This window comes from Halalkalicoccus sp. CGA53 (genome assembly GCF_036429475.1).
GTDB lineage: Archaea > Halobacteriota > Halobacteria > Halobacteriales > Halalkalicoccaceae > Natronorarus > Natronorarus salvus.
The window spans coordinates 67,219-84,239 of sequence record NZ_CP144124.1 but is presented as its reverse complement, the minus strand read 5'-3'; the positions used below and the strand labels follow the sequence as shown (position 1 = coordinate 84,239).

Below are 17,021 nucleotides of genomic sequence, written 5' to 3'. Positions count from 1 at the left end.
AAGACGCAACTCTCCGCTCGACGACGTTCAAGGGTTACACCAATCACTCGGGCGCTGGATCGTCCGTTTATTCACGTTCGAGGTTGTCATAGAACGATTAGCTCACCAAAGAGCAGGGTGAATGCTGAGGTGGCATGTGGTCAGCGACCCTGCAAGATGATCCTTCGGTAGAGTCGCTCTTCAAAGCCGTGGAGACAGAGACGCTAGCGCTGTTTGAGCATCTCTTCTTCGAGTTTCTCGAAGAGTTCGACGTGTTCGCCCCGTCTCCGCCGGGGCGAACACGAGAACTTGAGCCATCAGAGATGATGCGTGGGTTTCTCCACTGCTACTACAAAGACATCTACGGCATTCGTCCTGTTGAACGGGAGCTTCAGAACACGATCGTCTGGCTCGGCTGTGGGTTCGATCGACCGCCGTCAAGAAATGCGGTCGCTCGTTTTCTTACTGACCTCGAACACGTAGTTGACGAACACTTTGCTCAACTCGTAGAGCAGGCCGCTCTCCTCGGCCTGCTCGACGTGACCTACTCCATCGATCCAACCGATGTGAGAACGATGCCTGCCGACCAAGATGCATCGAAATGCTACGATCCACCCGCTGAAGAGTACTATTACGGCTACGGCTGTACAATCGTCTCGACCGGACAAAAGATCCCGATTGCAGCGGAGTTCACCGAGAGCAAGCAAGCACCAGAAGAGACGGTGATGCGCGTCACACGTGACGCGTTCGCCGTCAAACAGCCGATCTGGATGGTTGGCGACAGCGCCTACGATACGCCCGACTGGCACGACCCCTGCGGCCAGTAGGTGGTCGTGCCAGTCGCCCCGTACAACCCGAGAAACACTGACGAGCCGAACGACTTTGAGTACAGGGTCGAAGACCGCATCACCGAACACAGCGAGGACGTTCAGTTAAAGCAATCGACGCTAGACGAGACGTACAACCGTTGGAGTGGAGTTGAACGGACCAACGACGCGGTCAAGGACTGCGGCCTCGGGCGCGGACGTGCCCGAGGCCGCGTCCACGCACGGGCACAGGTGTTCTTTGCACTGTGCCTTCGCATTGTCGTTGTAATCACCAACTACGAATGCGGAGACAATCCGGGAAGTACTGTGATCACGGTATGAGAACTCTTCTATGACACCCTCCACGTTTGGTAAAACCGGTCGATCCACATCGCAAATAGCAACGCTCGCCATTTGCCGTCCGCGCCCGCTGCCGACATCCTTGCGTGTTCACCGGGAAGCACTTTTTTGAGCAAGCTTGCCAGCGACATGATCAAATAGTTCCTCGTCCTGCTCAATTCTTGCCGATACAGCGCAATCTTGTTCGAAAAGTTAATATCTGACTTGGTCATACAGCCGTGTGGTATAACAACTCATGCCAAACTTGTCAATAGACAACACATCATTAACCTCTTCTGATCCTCGATCACGTGGCCTCAGTATGGGGCGTCGGAAATTAATAAAGGCGATGGGGGCTGGTAGTGCCGCAGCAGCACTTGCGGGGTGTGGCGCATTACTGCCCGACGACGACGAAGATAGTGCGGAGACCAACGGAGACGTTCCGGACGATCCAATTGAGGTCGGCTTTCAGATCACTCTCGACGGACCCGGGTTCGTCTTAACAGAGCAGCAAGTCGCAGCGATGGAGATTGCCGTCGACCGAATCAACGACTCCGGAGGAATCGCAGGCCGGGAGGTCGAGGTCGAGACTTTGAATGAAGGTGAGGGAGCGATCGAGAACCACGAACGGTTCGTAGATGACGAAAAGGACGTTATCTTTGGCCCGGCCACGTCTGGAGCTGTGGCCTCAGTAGCGCCGGTCGCCGATGAGCTAGGTACATTAACAATCTTCCCAGACGGAGCGGCGTTTACCCTTTTTGAAGATACCCATACTGATCCGGAACTGGTTTTCCGGTTCCAAAATCCCGACATCACTGAAACCGTCGTAGCTGCTCGCGCTGTCGTCGAGCACCTCGGTGGGGACAATATTGACTCTATCGCAAACGTTAGTCCGGACTACGAATTTGGCCATACCCAGTGGGAAGGGTTCAGCACAGCTGTCGAAGCACTTGGTGGTGATGTCGAAGTTGTCTATGAGGGATGGCCGGACCTATTTGCTGATGATATGTCGAGCCACGTCACCGAAGTGGCCAGCTTGGAGCCTGACGTCCTCTTCACAAGTATGTGGGGAGGAGATATGTCGTTATTCTTGAGACAAGGGAACGAGGTTGGTATGTGGGACGAGGTTGGTGTTCATGCAACGACCATCGGATATGGGGGAGCGCCAGATTTCACCCAAGAAGAGGTTGAAGCTGCGGATCCGACTGTGATGGTCGGGCGGAACTACATCTACAATTATCCACCAGAGCCAATGGCGCCAGCCGTCCATGAACTCCACGAGGAATTGCAGAACTGGGGCGTTAGCGCGGTCTACGGATACACTATGAGCACGTACGGAGCGATGACTTGGTATGCGACCGCCGCTGAACGGGCCGTCCAGCTACTAGGGAGGTGGCCAGAGGCCGAGGAACTTGCCGAAATTATGTCGAACCACGGGTTCGCAACACCGAGCGTGTTCTGTGCCACCGATCCGGACTATTTCAATGGCAGGCAGGCTTTTTCCAATCTTCACAGCGGTGAACTAACGTGGGACGATGAGAACGATCATGCCGGGTGGACAAATGTTCGCGAATGGTCGCCGATCGGCAACCACCCACCGCCAGGAGTCCAGTCGATGGACTGGCTCGAGGGGTGGTAACAGACTAATTTGAAGTACTAAAAAATCTACAAATGTTAGGAAGTTTTATAGCACATACGCTAAACGGACTGTACTGGGGTTCGATCCTGTTCCTGATTACAGCCGGATTGAGCATCGTGCTTGGCATCCTCGGCGTGCTAAATCTTGCACATGGGGAATTGTACGCGCTCGGTGCGTACCTCGGGATTACAGTGTTCGGTCTTCTAATGGGGTTAGTCGTCATCCCTGAGACGATCGCACAGTACATCCTCTTCGGTGGCATCATCCTCCTTGGCATTCTAATCGCTGCGGCGATATTGATCCCGTTAGCTTCTATCATTGAGGTGGTTCTATTTCGACCGATATACGATCGAGCAGAGGAATATCAGCTATTGTTAACTTTCGGATTATTATTAATACTACATGATGGGATCAAACTGTTCTGGGGTGAAGGCTCCGTTTCGAGTTCTGCGCCGTACTCTGGATTGAACCGAATCCCAACGACAGAATTGGTCGGATTCTCATACCCTTCTTATAACATATTTGTTATTATCAGTGGATTCATCCTGTTTGTTTCACTCCTGTGGTTTTTCGACAACACGAAGCAGGGGTTGATCATTCGCGCGTTAGCCATTGACCGCGAGATGGCTACGGCCATTGGCATCGACACGAAAAAGATGTTCACTGTCGTGTTCGCATTCGGCGCGTTTCTGGCCGGTATGGGTGGTGCAATGGCCGCTCCTCCAATCACCGCGAACCTGGGGATGGGGATCGAGCCGCTGATCCTCGCCTTTGTTATCATCGTTATTGGTGGCGTCGGCAGTATCAAAGGGACCTATATCGCGGCGATCATGGTTGGACTGCTCAGCAGATGGGCGACGTGGCTGTATCCACCGGTCGAACTGGTAATTCCGTTCCTCCTCATGTTAATCGTTCTCCTGATCAAACCACAAGGGCTGTTCAGCTCCTGGGGCGAGCTCTCATGAAACTTAATCCGATCGTCGAACGTGACGGCGAAACTCGAATTCGGGTAATGAAAGGACTCGAGCTAAGTAAGAAACAATCGTTGATCGGCGGTTTTCTCCTTCTCCTCCTCATCGCAGCTATCGACCTGACGCGATTGATTCCAGGAATCGGCTATCGGAGTCTGCACACCGGCATGGCGTTCGGGTTGGCTGCATTAGGCGTGAACCTGCTCCTCCGACACCTAAAACTCGTTTCGTTCGGTCATGCGGCGTTCTTTGGCGTCAGTGCATACACGATCGCCGTATTGGTATTCCACTTCGGCTTTCAGCATGTGCTTCCGCTAATTCTGGTCGCTGTAATTCTCGGAGTTACACTGGCTGTCGTTATGGGTTACTTTATAGCCGACTACATCGGACTGTATTTCGCGTTGCTCACGTTGGCGGTAAACGCAATCCTCTACTACTCCGTCCGCCGCAGCGCATTCTTCCACCGGACAGACGGCCTAGCTGTACGAGCCGACGGTCAACGACCGACGATCTTGGGACAGCAACTATCGACTGAATTATACGAACTCGCCATACATATGCTGACTGTGGTCGTGTTGGTTGGCTCGCTTCTCTTTATGTGGCGGTTGATCAACTCGCCATATGGACAGGCACTCAACGCAATCGGGCAGAACCGTGTCCGAGCTGAGTTCATTGGTATTCGGACCAAAAACTACGTATGGGGAGCGTTCACTATCTCAGCGGTCTTTGCATCGTTTGGCGGCGCGCTCTGGGTCCTATACCGGCTTCACACCGGACCCGAACAGAGTCTGTTCGTGTTCCGTTCGGGGGAGATGCTATTTGCGGTAATCATCGGTGGTATTCACACTCTCACCGGACCGATAATCGGAGGAATTATTCTCATATTCCTTCTCGATAACATCCACGTATATACTAGCTACTTCAATGCCATCATCGGATTGCTTCTCATTTTAATTGTATTCTTCTTCCCGAACGGTGTCATTGGATCGATCGACGATATCAACCGCGAAGTGAAACAGCTACGGCGCGATCCTAAACAGTCGATCAGACGAATGCAGGCGCACATCCACGCAGTAGTCTTAATGTGGTATCGAAATATCAGGGATATATTTTCGCGGTAAAGACAACATGTTAGAAACTAAGAACCTCAAGAAGTTGTTCGGAAATCTAGCAGCGACCGACGGGGTCGACTTTCAACTTGGACAGACACCCGATGAAGTCGTCTTCATCGTGGGACCCAATGGAGCCGGTAAGACCACCCTCGTTAACTTAATTACGGGGCATCTGTCTCCCGACTCCGGGATGATTACGCTTGATGGCGAAGAGATCACAGCGTTGGATCCTACGACTAGGGTGAACCGAGGCATTATCCGAAGCTTTCAGATAGTCAATTTATTCGACGAAATGACTGTTCGAGATAATGTGAGGATCACAGTTCTGTCGAATCACGGCATTACAAAAAGCCTATTCAGCCTAAAAGACGAACACGAAGTAGTCGAATCGGAAGTCGAATATATACTTGACACCTTCGGTCTCAATGACATTTCTAACGAAGTCGCCGCAGAACTCTCTCACGGGCAACGAAAGCTTCTAGACGTTGCAATGACGTTCGGTCTTGAGCCACGCTATTTGTTCTTGGATGAACCGACTGCTGGTATCCCGTCGGGGATGAAGGTAGACATCATCGAGACCATCCTTGAGGTCTCTCGCCGTGAGGAGATTCCAATTGCGACCATCGAACACGACATGGAGCTCGTACTCGAATATGCCGACCGAGTAGTAGCGCTCCATGAAGGAAAGGTACTCCGAGAAGGCCCCGCAGACCTTATTCGGGAAGACAATGAACTCCGCCGGAAGCTGTTAGGGGTGAAAGCATGACCGAAGATCCAGTGTTACATGTCCGCGGGTTAGACGCCGCAATTGAGGGCCACCAGATCACACACGGCCTCGATCTCGATGTAAGTGCGAACGAATCCGTTGGACTGGTTGGCCGAAACGGTGCAGGCAAGTCCACCACTTTCCGGGCTATCATGGGCCAGATCGAGATCTTGAGCGGCTCAATCCAGTTTGATGGTGTAGAACTCACCAATCTCACCGCCGACGAAATTCCGCGACTGGGAATTGGCTACCAGCCCGAAGATCGAAAATTATTCACCGGAATGTCTGTCGAACAGAATATCCGAATACCCGTCTGGGCGTCGCACCGACCCGAACTGACCGAGAACGAGGACGAGATTGTTCATGAGATCTTTGACATTTTTTCCGAACTCTACGATCACCGCGACAAAAATGTCGAGAATTTGAGCGGCGGTCAGGCGAAGATGACGTCCATCGGACGCGCACTCGCACTGCAGCCGGATCTTCTCATCCTCGATGAACCCTTTGAAGGACTCGCACCGATCATCGTCGAGCGACTTAAAGAAAATATCGCAGAGATTATCAAAACGAACGATATTTCTGTGCTCATCGCAGAGGCAAACGTTAGGCACATCGCAGAGGTCACCGACAGATTGGTCGTCATCGACCGAGGCGAGATTATCGCCAGCGGTGATCCGATGGAGATTGCAGAAGACGAGGATCTCCTAGAACTGATGCAAGGGTAATTATCTCAGGCCATGCGCAAGAGAACTTGACTTGTGTTATGGGAGCTTCGTCATGGCCTTACAATAGATTAGTTACTAACGCGTTGTAGCGATCGGGACATAGAACCCCTCTTTGGATGGTGGATGAGCGTTCGTCTAGCTCCGAAGCTGCTCGGTTTCTTCCCAGTCAATCTCGAGGTCGTCGGTGAGTGCAACCCGGTAGACTTCCCTTGCTCTTTCTCGACTAACGAAGTCATCTAGGACATCACTCCGAACGCGATTCGGATCACGTTCCGTTGGATCGCCCCAGCCGCCACCACAAGGTCCGACGAGTCGTAGCCGTTGCCCTTTCTCGATAGGTTTGTTCGTCATCTTCGATCGGGGAGTCTCCTCGTCGATCTCACCTTCGACGATCAGTTTACCTGTAGAACCGTCATGGCCACCACCGAAGCCCCACGGTTCGAACTTTGACCCATCGCCTTCGACTGAGACCCGACCATCGCTTTGGTACTCGAATTCCCGTATCGGTCCATAGCCACCGCGGTACTTTCCTGCCCCTTCGACGTCTTCCCGAAGTTCGTACTTCGTTACACGAATTGGGTAGTGACTCTCAATGTCTTCGATGGGATTGTTCCGGGTGTTCGCGTACAAAGTGTCGACCGCGTCAAGGCCATCTTTGGTCGGACGAGCCCCGTAACTTCCCGAGGAGATGTCCATGTACACCCAGTATTCATCATCCTCGGTAACCCCACTGCTTGTAGTAACTTTCAGGTTGCCAACGCCGGCACAAGCTTTCTCGGGCGCTGCCTGTGCGATGCACTTCAGCGTCAGATCGGCGATCTTGTTACCGCCACAGAACCGGGCAATCGTCGGTGCGGGGAACCGTGGGTTGGCGATCGACCCTTCCGGGGCGTGGACCGATAGTGGCCGACTGATTCCATCGTTTTGCGGAACGAGAGGGAACCGTTCAGTATCTAGTAATGTTGATCTGATTACGAGTAACACTGCGTAGAAGACGGTCCCCTCGTAGGGCATATTGATCGGCCGGTTGTCTAACTGATCATCACACCGGGAGAGGTCAACATGAATATCCCGCCCGTCGACAGTCATATCGACAGCTAGAAAAATGTCCTTCTCGTCGGGGTTTTCTGAGTCGAGATAGCCGTCAATATACCCTTCAGCGGAGTATTCTCCATCTGGAAGTTTCTCGATTTCATCCCGGAGCATCCGCTCAGAGTAGTTCATCATGGCCTCACCGGCATATTTGACGGTATCATGGCCATACTCGTCGAAGAGTTCGTGTAGCCGATTGGCACCAACCTTGGCGGCAGAGATCTGCGCCTCGATATCGCCCATTACCATATCCGGGACGCGGATGTTGTCCCCGATGAGCTGCCAGGCAGTCTTGTTTCGCTCACCACCCTCTATAATTTTCAGCGCGTCTAAGCGTATCGACTCACTATAGGAATCGATCGTGTCTATGATGCACGTCCCGGGCTTATCAGCACCCACCTCCAAGTGATGAGCTGTGGTCACGGAAAACGCGGTAAGGCCACCATCACGGAAGACGGGTAGAATAATCCCAAAATCTGGTGCGTGACTTGCACCGTAGTACGGGTCGTTGTGGATGATGACGTCTCCTTCGTTGAACGTTTCACCCCGCTCGTCGAAAAGGTCGATGGTTCCTTTGACGTACGCTGGAATAGGGCCCATCTGCAGGGGAGTGCTGTCGGTCTCACACAGTTGTTGCCCTTGTTCGTTCAGGAGCGCACAACCGAAATCCTCAGACTCCCTGATGATACTCGAATAGCTCATTCTAGTCATCTTGTGACCCATCTCGTCACAGATATTCACTAGATTTCCGTTGATGACCCGGCGGGTCACTGGGTCAACTTCGGATTCAGGATCGTCGGTATCGATACGGGGACTGGTCTGTTCGCGGACAGTCTCGTAGGTCCTAGTTTCAATTTTTGTCATGGATGGTTACTCCGTTTGCACCAGTTCAAGGTCACCGTAATCTAAGACAGTCGCCGTGAAGTCCGGTGGAACGATCGTCGTCGAGTCCTTTTCGCCGATGATGGCCGGGCCCTGGATTTCATGACCGGCCATCAGCGTATTCCGATCATAAAAGTCGGTCTCGTACCCCACAATCTCCTGATCTAACCGGAAGTGGACCTCCTCAGTCGTGATGACCTCATCGACCACTGGACCCGTTGCTTGTTCGACTTCGACAAGTTCTGACGAAGGAATTCGTCCGACCGCAGCCACTCGTTCGTTAACAATCTCCACAGGGTTATGCGGAAAATTGTGACCGAACTCAGATTCGTGATACTTGTCAAACCGGTTTCGGATCGTTTCGAGGTCGTCGAGTCTACCATTCTGACCGACCCGGATGTTTAATTCGTATCCTTGGCCCTCATACCTGCAGTCCGCGGTCATTTCGAGAAGGGTGTCTGACTCTGGAATGCCATCTGCGGTAATTTGGGAGGTGGCCTGGTCGATTAGCTTGTCGTATTTCGCGGTGATATCGTCGTGCTCGGCCTCCGAGATGAGGCTAAACTCAGTGCTAATGTAGTCGTACTGGATATCCGTGGTGGTGAGGCCGGTCGCAGAGAGCACACCCGGACTGATTGGGATTAGACATTTCGCGACGCCGAGCTCTCGCGCCAAGTCGGCAGTATGCATTGGTCCCGCGCCACCGAAGCCGACGAGCGTGAATTTCTGGGGATCACGTCCCTTCTGAATGGTCTTCGACCGGATCGCGTTCGCCATATTGTTGTTGACAATGTTCAAGACTCCCAGACTGGCCTCAACTGTATCAAGTCCGAGTGGGTCGGCGATCTCTTGTTTGATTCCCTTTCGGGCGCCCTCCAGATTAAGGGTCATATCGCCACCGAGGAAGAACTCTTCGCGTATGCGTCCGAGGGCTACGTGAGCGTCAGTGACGGTGGGTTCGGTTCCACCAAAATTATAAGCGATGGGTCCCGGATCGGCACCCGCGGACTTTGGACCGACGCGGAATGCTCCGCCTTGGTCGAGGTACGCAATACTTCCTCCACCAGCTCCGATCGTGGAGATGTCAATCATGGGCGTCATGATTGGGTAGCCACCAATCTCGGTCTCGCGAACATTCGCCTCGCTGATCTCTCCGCCGGCCACGATTCCGATATCTGCGCTCGTTCCACCCATGTCAATCGTGATGACGTTAATGTCCTCGGCTTCGGCAGTGTTGGCGCCGCTTCGCCACTTTGCCCCAAGGATCCCACCTGCCGGCCCGGAGTATAGTAGATTTACGGGCGTTTGCGCAACTGTTGACTCGGTGCCAATTCCTCCATTGGACTGCATGATGTGCAGTTCAGCGTCAATACCAACATTTTGTAGGCCTGATTTGAATTGGTTTAGGTACTCTATGACTGTCGGACCGATGTAGGCGTTCATCGCCGTGGTGGTAAAGCGTTCGAACTCGCGGAACTGTGGGTACACCTCGCAGGAGGTAGTGACGTACGCCTCGGGATAGACCTCTTCCACAAGCTCTTTTGCACGGTTTTCGTGTTCTTCGTTTAGATAGGAGAACAAGAAGCAGATGGCGATCGACTTGATATTCTCTTCTCGAAACCCATTCGCTTTTTGAATAACTGCGTCCTCGTCAAGTGGGATCTCAATATCGCCATCCGGTGGTATGATCCGTTCTAGAACTGTCTTCCGGTGGCGGCGTTTTACGAGAGGGGCGGCTTGCCAAGGGATGTCTTGCTGGATGGAGTAGTTTTGTGGGCGCTGGTGACGCCCAATGTGGATGACGTCACGGTAATTCTCGGTAGTAATCATTCCCGTTTCAACGCCTTCGTGTTCTAAGACCGCATTCGTGGCGATCGTTGTGCCGTGCAGAACGTACTTAATGTCTGTAGGGTCTGTGTCTGTTAGCTCACAAATCTCTTTGATCCCCTCCAGCGCCCCTTTTGACGGGTCTTCTGGCGTGGTATTCAATTTGTGTATCTCCTGTTCCCCGGTTTGGTTGTTGATTTTGTAGATATCAGTAAATGTACCACCGATATCTACGCCAACCAATATCATTTGCATTGGTAGCAATCAACACAGACCTATTAGCTTTTTCTATAGTGACGAAACACCAGCCTGCACACAGATTCTATCACAACAATAGAAGGTGCCATACCGTTCACCTCACACCACGAGTTTCGTTCGGCTCTCATTTTCACTCGATTCGACTACATCCGCGACCGTTACCTCAGTCACGGGCTTCCAAATCTGCCCACCGTTCTCCGAGACGGCTGCATAATCCTCGAAAGCGATTCTGAACTGGTGCTCTAACAGTCCCTCGTAGATCGTCCCCAGGTGTCGCGTATCGAGATCGGCGTAATCCGCCGCGACCACTCCATCACCGTCGTCTGCTTCGGTCGTAGACTGCCGGAAGATCACCTCCGCAAGATGCCGATTCGAGACTTGCCGCTCTGCGAGAAACTAATGCTGCGAATCGTCGAACAGCCCGCTGTTGTACGCCGGAATCCCGAGCTTCGACTCTCCATTGTCGATCAAACGAAAGAGGTCGTGCCTCCGTGACCACACTCGTCGTCGGAGGTGAGGATGAGTAGCGCGGTCGGGCTCCTGTTCGCAGTGCTGCGCGCCAACGTTCGAGTAATTCTGGCGGTGTTCGTACTCTCGCAGTTCGCTAGGATCGTCGACGGCGTTCGTCGGGAAGTTCGCCAGCGTCAGGCCGACATGATCGATATCCCAATTCATAATGTCCAGGACGAGGGGCAGATGTGAACCGAGCCACGGCGGCGACGGTGTCGGAAAGCCTTGTGCAACGATCGGCCTTTCAGGACAGTGTTGTACAAGGTCTGAGACCGGTACGACTCACACCGACGCCCCGGGGGGGTCTGAACCGGCAGGTCGCGGGAAACGGATCGAGAGATCGATGTTCTCGGCACCCTCCCGAAGAATCGGCTTCTTACTCTTGCCGACCGTTTCGAACTCGACGACGCCTAACGCTTCGAGCTCTTTGAGATTCCGATGCACTTCCCGGTAGTCGCGGTCCACAGCAGCGGCCGCCTGGCGGATGCTCTCTGGACGGTCGGTGACGATCGCCTCGACGAGTTCGAGATTCGACGTTCGCATCAGCCGGTCGACGTCCTCGAATTCCTCGAAATTCAAGATGAATCTGACGTCCTGCTCGACCGCCTCGCCGCTCTCGCCGGCTTCAGCCCGACGGAGCCGCTCGCGAGCCGCTGTGCGATGCTCGTCCTGTTCCTTGAACGTGATTTTGAGTGTGTTCTCGGTCATAGCGTTTCGATCTCCTCGAGAAACCGATCGCGGAGTACCATTATCCCCGGAAATTCGACCTCGGTCACTTCCTCGGTCGTGTGGCGTTCGTGGCGCCCGCGCGTTCGATTCTCGTTGTCGTATCGGAGGATGGTGCCCCGTCCATCGGTATAGCCGTAGTGGAGCGCGTATCGGTAACCGCTAGGGTACTTGGGGTCGTCGGTCTGGATGATCTTTCGGCGGATGACACGATCCGCAACTCGATCCTCCACGTCCTCGATGACCCTGTACACCATCTCTACCCTATGGGACAAACCCCATCACTGTAAATGTATGGGACCACTCCCATAGGTTGGGAGGAGGTCAGTGAGCCTCGTGCAACATCCGGCCTTTCGCACTTGACGAGTGTTACCTAGTAACGCTATTTTCTCTTCTTAACGCGAACAGCGCGTCCAGATCGATTCGCTCTACTAGATCGTTGGACCCAACGAACCCGGTCCCGAGTGTCTGCAACGCGGTGAAGACGTTGTCCTGGAGGTCCTCACCCAGTTTCTGCGCTGCCGTTTCGCTTTCTGACCAGATCGTATCGAGAAACGTTGTTCCGTCGGTCTCACAGAACGCTGCCGGTCGGAAAACAAACCTTCCGTTCCAAGGAGAGAACCACTACTCGCCGTAGGCCTCGAGAAGGTCCCACTCCTCACGCATCAACTCACGTACCCCATGTTCGAGAATGCCTTCACCCAGCGAGGTTGCTCGATAGTACGAGTAGAGACCGTCTCGGGTAGGCTGTTTTCGTTTTCGATTCTCGATGAGACCGACATCGACGAGCGTATCGAGGTGGTAATGAAGGGTGTTCGAAGGAACCGCAAGCGCTTCTGTGAGTTCCTTTGCGCTCTGTTGCCCCTCCGAGATCAGTCGATCAAGTACCCGAAACCTCGTCTCGTTCCCGATCACCCGTTGCATCTCCAAGTACTCCTCGAGAGAGAGGATACTGTGCTCGGGGAGCAACCCACCTCCGTCGTCCACATCGGATCTCGACCCCCCAGTCTCAGCCGTACTACCTACTCAGTTCAGAACCTGCTAAAGTGTTCGCTGACTCAGCCATCATAGAAAACGAGGTGATTAAAATATGCACTCACTGAACAATGGGTGCGGATCGAGCGAAAGGTATCCTCCTTGGCCTTGCCTGCGGGGATGCTCTCGGTCGACCGGTTGAGTTCACCCCTGCAGGTCAGATCGCAGCCGACCACGGGACGCTGACGGAAATGATTGGGTAAGGAACGTGGAACCAGCCAGCTGGAACCTTGACCGACGACCCCGAACAAGCGCTCTGTATCGCCCGCAGCCTCGTCAAACGCGGAACGTTCGACCCCGCGGACGTCGCCGAACGCTTTGTCGAGTGGTACGACAGTGAGCCGTTCGACATCGGGATCATGACCCGCGAATCAATAATGGCACTCAAAGCGGGCTCCCCGTGGGATGAAGCTGGCCACCAGGTGTGGGAAACAAGCGCCGAAGTGGCCAACGCAGGTTACGGGAGCGAGATGCGGTGTCCACCTCTCGCACTTGCCTTTGCCGATGATCCAACAACGCTCGAACGTGTGAGTCGGGACTCCTCACGTATCACCCATGCAGACCCCCGATGTACCTACGGGTGTGCTGTCCTGAACCTCACCATTGCAGGCGTCCTCCAGGATGATCCGGATCCACTAGGAAAAGCAATCGCTCACGTCCGATCGAGCGCACCGGAGGAACTCGTTACCGCGCTCGAACCGATCGCGAACGGTGGAGAAATCGAATCGCTGTCGACGTCAGGATACGTCCTCGACTCGCTGCAGACAGCCCTTCACGACGCTCTTCGGGCGGACAACGCTGATGAGGCGATTATCACAACCGTGAATCGTGGGGGAGATACGGATACGATCGGTGCGATCACCGGTGCCGTCGCCGGTGCCCGGTTTGGAGCGAGTGCTCTCCCAAAGCGGTGGGTAGACTCGATTGAGGAGCAACGAGAGTTGACCCGACTCGCTGTGCAGCTTTGTGATCTGTGATGTGGAGTGTGTCTCAATTCCACCAGTGAATTACAAATTTAAAGGAAGGACTGGTCTGGATATCCAGATGAAATGATTCCCCGTTCACAACGCTGCCCAAAGCTATCCCTCGAAAACCACTTGTCTGCCACACGACAGACACCCCTCTTTTCCATTGCATTTTCACGAGCGGGATGATCTCGGTGGGGGTCTCAGCGGCCGATCGTGCCCTGCCGTGTGACCGGAGCGTCAGGGTTGATTACAAACGCGACGATCGATGAGTCCTCCCTCGCAGTGACCGTCACGTCGCGGTCGTCGGCCACAAGGGCGCTTTCGGTGTACCCTATGGACTCGTCTCCAACCTCGACGGCTCCCTCAAAGACGTACAGGTAGGTGTGCCAGTCAGACCGGGACGGGAGCGTGGTCGTGGTGCCGGCATCGAGGCGGCAGTCATAGAAGTCGATGTCGTTGCGAACGTACAGCGGGGCCTCGGTCTCCTCGGGGCCGAAGAGGTGCCGCCACTCACCAATGACCGACTTGGGAATTGGTTCGTGCTGGATGCCCGGCTCGAGGTCGAGGCTGTGCGGCCGGACGAATATCTGGAGCATCCGCAGGGGCGGGTCATCCGCGAGTGTCTCCTCGGCGTGCCAGAAGCCGCTGCCGGCGTTCATCACCATCAGATGGTCGGAATCGGTGACGAGTTCGTTGCCCTGGCGGTCGTCATGGCGCATCACGCCGTCCGGAACCCACGAGATGATCTCCTCGTTGCGGTGCTGATGCATCCGGATGAGCGTCCCCGGGTCCATGAACGACTCAACGACGGTCGCGAGCGGCCCGTAGCCGTGGTCGTCGTGATCGGGGACAGCCCGACCGGGATAGTTGAAGTGAATCCGGAATTTGCCCTGGTTCTGCGAGATATCCGTTCGCGGCGCCGTATAGATACGAGACTGTGTCTGTGCCGAGGGAGAATCGTCCATTACTTCTCGTAGCCTCTCAGCGGCTATATGGGTTCTGTGCGATGACTCCGATGAGATACGCTGGGTGGACTGATCGTTTAGTCCGGTAGAGCTCAGGCCGGCGGGAAGTAGACACTCTGCACGTCGGCGAACTCCTCGAGGCTGCTTCGATGGCGGTGGGTGAAATAGCACTCGTAACTGCAGTACCCACAGACCGCGCCGGTGTCGTATTCCGCGACGTAGGGGTCGCGAACCCGTTCACCGGACGTTCGCCCCACATTCGGTGCAGGCGACACTCTCGAGATCAGTCGGGGTTGGCCCCTCGTACTCGATGTGTAACCCATCGTCCTGGGGTGTCGACTCCGGCCAGACACCGTGGGCGTTCCAGAAGTCGTAGATGCAGCCGAGGCTATGGCGCACCGTCTTTCGTACGGTGACGTGGTTGGCGACGAATTGCCGAAGGTCGCTCGTATCGCGAACCTGCTCGGCGGTATCCAGATAGTATCGGAGTTGATCGTCCTTCGGTACTCGTTCGTACATGATCTACTTGAGTACGGGCATCTCGAAGCGCTCGGCGGCCTGCCGTGCGAGTCGATCGATCCGGTTCTATGCATCGGATCTGGTCTCGCGCATGGCTCTCTTGTTACTCGCTGTTCTCATTTTTGTGCTGGTCGTCGTCGCGGCCGATCGCGAAGGACCGTTTTGCATTGTCGGCGAGCTCGAACCCAAGCACGCCGTCACCGGCTCAGATGGTGACGGTGGGCAGGTAGATAGAGGACTATCTCCAGTACGATTCCCATCGGGATTCGTTTTACAGTCTGGAGATCGGGTTACGATCTGGACTGGTGAGGGAACGAACACCAATACCGATCTCTACTGGGGTTATGGCGTGAACATGTGGAATCAAGAAAGGAATACCGTGATCGTGAACGATGAGACCGGTGAGACGGTCCTCGAAGAACCATACCCCGACCAGACCAGCTCGATTCAGCCGCCATCTGATATAGTAGCACCTACACTAACGTCTTATCAGTCGACTGGAACAACGGTGACATCATGGCAAGCAGTCGGGTGAAACAGTAGAGCTGGCTCTGCTGAAATCCTCGGTCAAAGATATGTTCATCAGTCTATGATGAATACAGAGTGCATATCCATCACCCGAGGTTGTGACTCTGTTAGGCGAGTTCAGCGAGCAGACGTTCTTCGGCGTCACGGTTTGGAGGATGTTCGCCCCGGTCTCGGATATGGTCGATCCGCTCCTTGACCGTCCGCTCCATCGCTATCTCGACACGGGTCGATTCCCATCCAAGTGTCTGAACCTTACAGGTGTCGAGCACATGTGGATAGCCCGTCATGGGATGATGGTACAGGATGAAGTCGGTCGGTTCGAGGCCGACCTGATCGAGTTCGCGTCGACTTGCGTGTACGACATCGATCGTGGTCTTGAATACGTCGGCAATCAGTCTGATGACGTCTTCGAGTGTACACACTCGCCGATCAGCGACATTGTACGCCTCTCCGGGCTCGCCGCGTTCAGCCACGATCCGGAGCGAATCGGCCACGTCCTCGACGTAGGACCGATGCCAAATCGCCGTCCCATCACCGGGAACGACGATCCGATCGAACCGATCGACACGATCGATCCAGTAATCATGGAGGGTTTGATTCACCGGCATCCCGTCGATCCATGTCGGGGGTGAATCGGTCGGATCGATGTCCTGGGACTGAACGGATTGAGGTCCGTAGAGGACGGAGGGGCGAACGCTCATCGCTGCGATGCCGCGATCGGCGGCCGCTCGGGCGATCCGGTCGCCCTCGGCCTTCCGAGCCCCATAGCTGGCCATCGTATCGTCGGTGGCCTGTTCGGACGAACACGTTTGTAGTGGTGTCTCGTCCTCGCGTTTAGGGATCTCTTGGACTCTGTATATGCCACCGCTCGAGACGTAGACGTACGCGTCAGCGTCGGCAAATACGTCGACAGCGATCTCGACGTCCCGGGGATAGAAAGCTGCACAATCGATCACAACAGCCTGATCGAGTCGCGTGGCGGCACGCTCGAGCGTGGTCCGGTCGCTGCGGTCTCCGATCAAATGGTCGACGGCTCCGGGATCAGAGAACGGGAACTCCGGTTCACCGCGACTCAGACTCGTGACGTCGTAGTCGTGGTCGAGAAGGTTCTCGATCGTGTGCCGTCCGATGAAGCCGGTACCGCCGATGACGAGGGCGTCGGTCATACGTGACCTACGATTTGCTCGACGAAAGCAGTATCCGCCAGATGAGACCGGCTGCTGGACTCACTCTCTGAGTCGGTCACGTCGTTTCTGATAGAGCCCGAGTAGCTCGAACAATCTTAGCTGAACTCACAGCGCGTATTTTTCGCTCACCAATTTGTTGTTGACGGAGAATGAGCGAGAGTATTCTCCTCTCCTATGAGTAGTATGC

The 17,021-nt window shown here is 54.6% G+C and carries 13 protein-coding genes and 5 pseudogenes; 8 read left to right on the top strand and 10 right to left on the bottom strand.

The window, feature by feature from the left end; all coding sequences use genetic code 11:
• Positions 1 to 134: 134 nt before the first annotated feature.
• The 6 genes and pseudogenes from V2L32_RS00435 to V2L32_RS00410 all read left to right on the top strand — a co-directional run bounded on the left by V2L32_RS00435 (position 135) and on the right by V2L32_RS00410 (position 6,337).
• A pseudogene (locus V2L32_RS00435) lies at positions 135 to 1,127 on the top strand (transposase).
• A 319-nt stretch (positions 1,128 to 1,446) separates the two neighbouring features.
• Positions 1,447 to 2,763: an ABC transporter substrate-binding protein gene (locus V2L32_RS00430; RefSeq protein WP_331232377.1), complete on the top strand. Its 1,317-nt coding sequence runs from the start codon at positions 1,447 to 1,449 to the stop codon at positions 2,761 to 2,763.
• Between the two features lie 32 nt (positions 2,764 to 2,795).
• Positions 2,796 to 3,728, top strand: coding sequence for a branched-chain amino acid ABC transporter permease (locus V2L32_RS00425; RefSeq protein ID WP_331232376.1), 933 nt, complete (start codon positions 2,796 to 2,798; stop codon positions 3,726 to 3,728).
• The gene (locus V2L32_RS00420; protein ID WP_331232375.1) at positions 3,725 to 4,855 is read left to right on the top strand and encodes a branched-chain amino acid ABC transporter permease; all 1,131 of its coding nucleotides are present in this window, start codon (positions 3,725 to 3,727) and stop codon (positions 4,853 to 4,855) included. The genes V2L32_RS00425 and V2L32_RS00420 overlap by 4 nt, the downstream gene beginning before the upstream one ends.
• 7 nt (positions 4,856 to 4,862) lie before the next feature.
• Complete coding sequence (locus tag V2L32_RS00415; RefSeq protein ID WP_331232374.1) at positions 4,863 to 5,612, top strand: ABC transporter ATP-binding protein; 750 nt, start codon at positions 4,863 to 4,865, stop codon at positions 5,610 to 5,612.
• Positions 5,609 to 6,337, top strand: coding sequence for an ABC transporter ATP-binding protein (locus V2L32_RS00410; RefSeq protein ID WP_331232373.1), 729 nt, complete (start codon positions 5,609 to 5,611; stop codon positions 6,335 to 6,337). Before V2L32_RS00415 ends, V2L32_RS00410 begins: the two co-directional genes overlap by 4 nt.
• Before the next feature lie 135 nt (positions 6,338 to 6,472).
• Here the strand turns inward: V2L32_RS00410 and V2L32_RS00405 are convergent, their stop codons facing one another.
• The 3 genes and pseudogenes from V2L32_RS00405 to V2L32_RS00395 form a co-directional block, all read right to left on the bottom strand.
• Entirely contained in the window at positions 6,473 to 8,293 is a 1,821-nt protein-coding gene (locus tag V2L32_RS00405; RefSeq protein WP_331232372.1) for a hydantoinase B/oxoprolinase family protein, read from the bottom strand.
• A gap of 6 nt (positions 8,294 to 8,299) precedes the next feature.
• Positions 8,300 to 10,393: a hydantoinase/oxoprolinase family protein gene (locus tag V2L32_RS00400; RefSeq protein WP_331232371.1), complete on the bottom strand. Its 2,094-nt coding sequence runs from the start codon at positions 10,391 to 10,393 to the stop codon at positions 8,300 to 8,302.
• Between the two features lie 138 nt (positions 10,394 to 10,531).
• Positions 10,532 to 10,897: pseudogene (locus V2L32_RS00395) on the bottom strand (hypothetical protein); the annotation flags it as partial.
• Between the two features lie 18 nt (positions 10,898 to 10,915).
• Between V2L32_RS00395 and V2L32_RS00390 the strand changes: the two are divergent.
• Positions 10,916 to 11,098: a hypothetical protein gene (locus tag V2L32_RS00390; protein ID WP_331232437.1), complete on the top strand. Its 183-nt coding sequence runs from the start codon at positions 10,916 to 10,918 to the stop codon at positions 11,096 to 11,098.
• 90 nt (positions 11,099 to 11,188) lie between these two features.
• Here V2L32_RS00390 and V2L32_RS00385 read toward each other — a convergent pair whose 3' ends face one another.
• From V2L32_RS00385 to V2L32_RS00375, 4 genes and pseudogenes are all read right to left on the bottom strand, one after another.
• Positions 11,189 to 11,614: an HVO_A0114 family putative DNA-binding protein gene (locus V2L32_RS00385; protein WP_331232370.1), complete on the bottom strand. Its 426-nt coding sequence runs from the start codon at positions 11,612 to 11,614 to the stop codon at positions 11,189 to 11,191.
• Positions 11,611 to 11,889: a toxin-antitoxin system TumE family protein gene (locus V2L32_RS00380; RefSeq protein ID WP_331232369.1), complete on the bottom strand. Its 279-nt coding sequence runs from the start codon at positions 11,887 to 11,889 to the stop codon at positions 11,611 to 11,613. Before V2L32_RS00380 ends, V2L32_RS00385 begins: the two co-directional genes overlap by 4 nt.
• 121 nt (positions 11,890 to 12,010) lie before the next feature.
• Positions 12,011 to 12,226, bottom strand: a pseudogene (locus V2L32_RS21030) (hypothetical protein); the annotation flags it as partial.
• Between the two features lie 30 nt (positions 12,227 to 12,256).
• Positions 12,257 to 12,619: an ArsR/SmtB family transcription factor gene (locus V2L32_RS00375; RefSeq protein ID WP_331232368.1), complete on the bottom strand. Its 363-nt coding sequence runs from the start codon at positions 12,617 to 12,619 to the stop codon at positions 12,257 to 12,259.
• Positions 12,620 to 12,738: 119 nt separating this feature from the next.
• Between V2L32_RS00375 and V2L32_RS00370 the strand changes: the two are divergent.
• A pseudogene (locus tag V2L32_RS00370) lies at positions 12,739 to 13,644 on the top strand (ADP-ribosylglycohydrolase family protein).
• A gap of 191 nt (positions 13,645 to 13,835) precedes the next feature.
• Here the strand turns inward: V2L32_RS00370 and V2L32_RS00365 are convergent.
• The 3 genes and pseudogenes from V2L32_RS00365 to V2L32_RS00355 form a co-directional block, all read right to left on the bottom strand.
• Positions 13,836 to 14,600 (bottom strand): pirin family protein, encoded by a 765-nt coding sequence (locus V2L32_RS00365; RefSeq protein ID WP_331232367.1) that lies wholly within the window; start codon positions 14,598 to 14,600, stop codon positions 13,836 to 13,838.
• A gap of 92 nt (positions 14,601 to 14,692) precedes the next feature.
• Positions 14,693 to 15,026: pseudogene (locus V2L32_RS00360) on the bottom strand (DUF6610 family protein); the annotation flags it as partial.
• A gap of 728 nt (positions 15,027 to 15,754) precedes the next feature.
• On the bottom strand, positions 15,755 to 16,813 hold the full coding sequence (locus tag V2L32_RS00355) for an NAD-dependent epimerase/dehydratase family protein (RefSeq protein WP_331232366.1): 1,059 nt from the start codon (positions 16,811 to 16,813) through the stop codon (positions 15,755 to 15,757).
• Between the last annotated feature and the right edge of the window lie 208 nt (positions 16,814 to 17,021).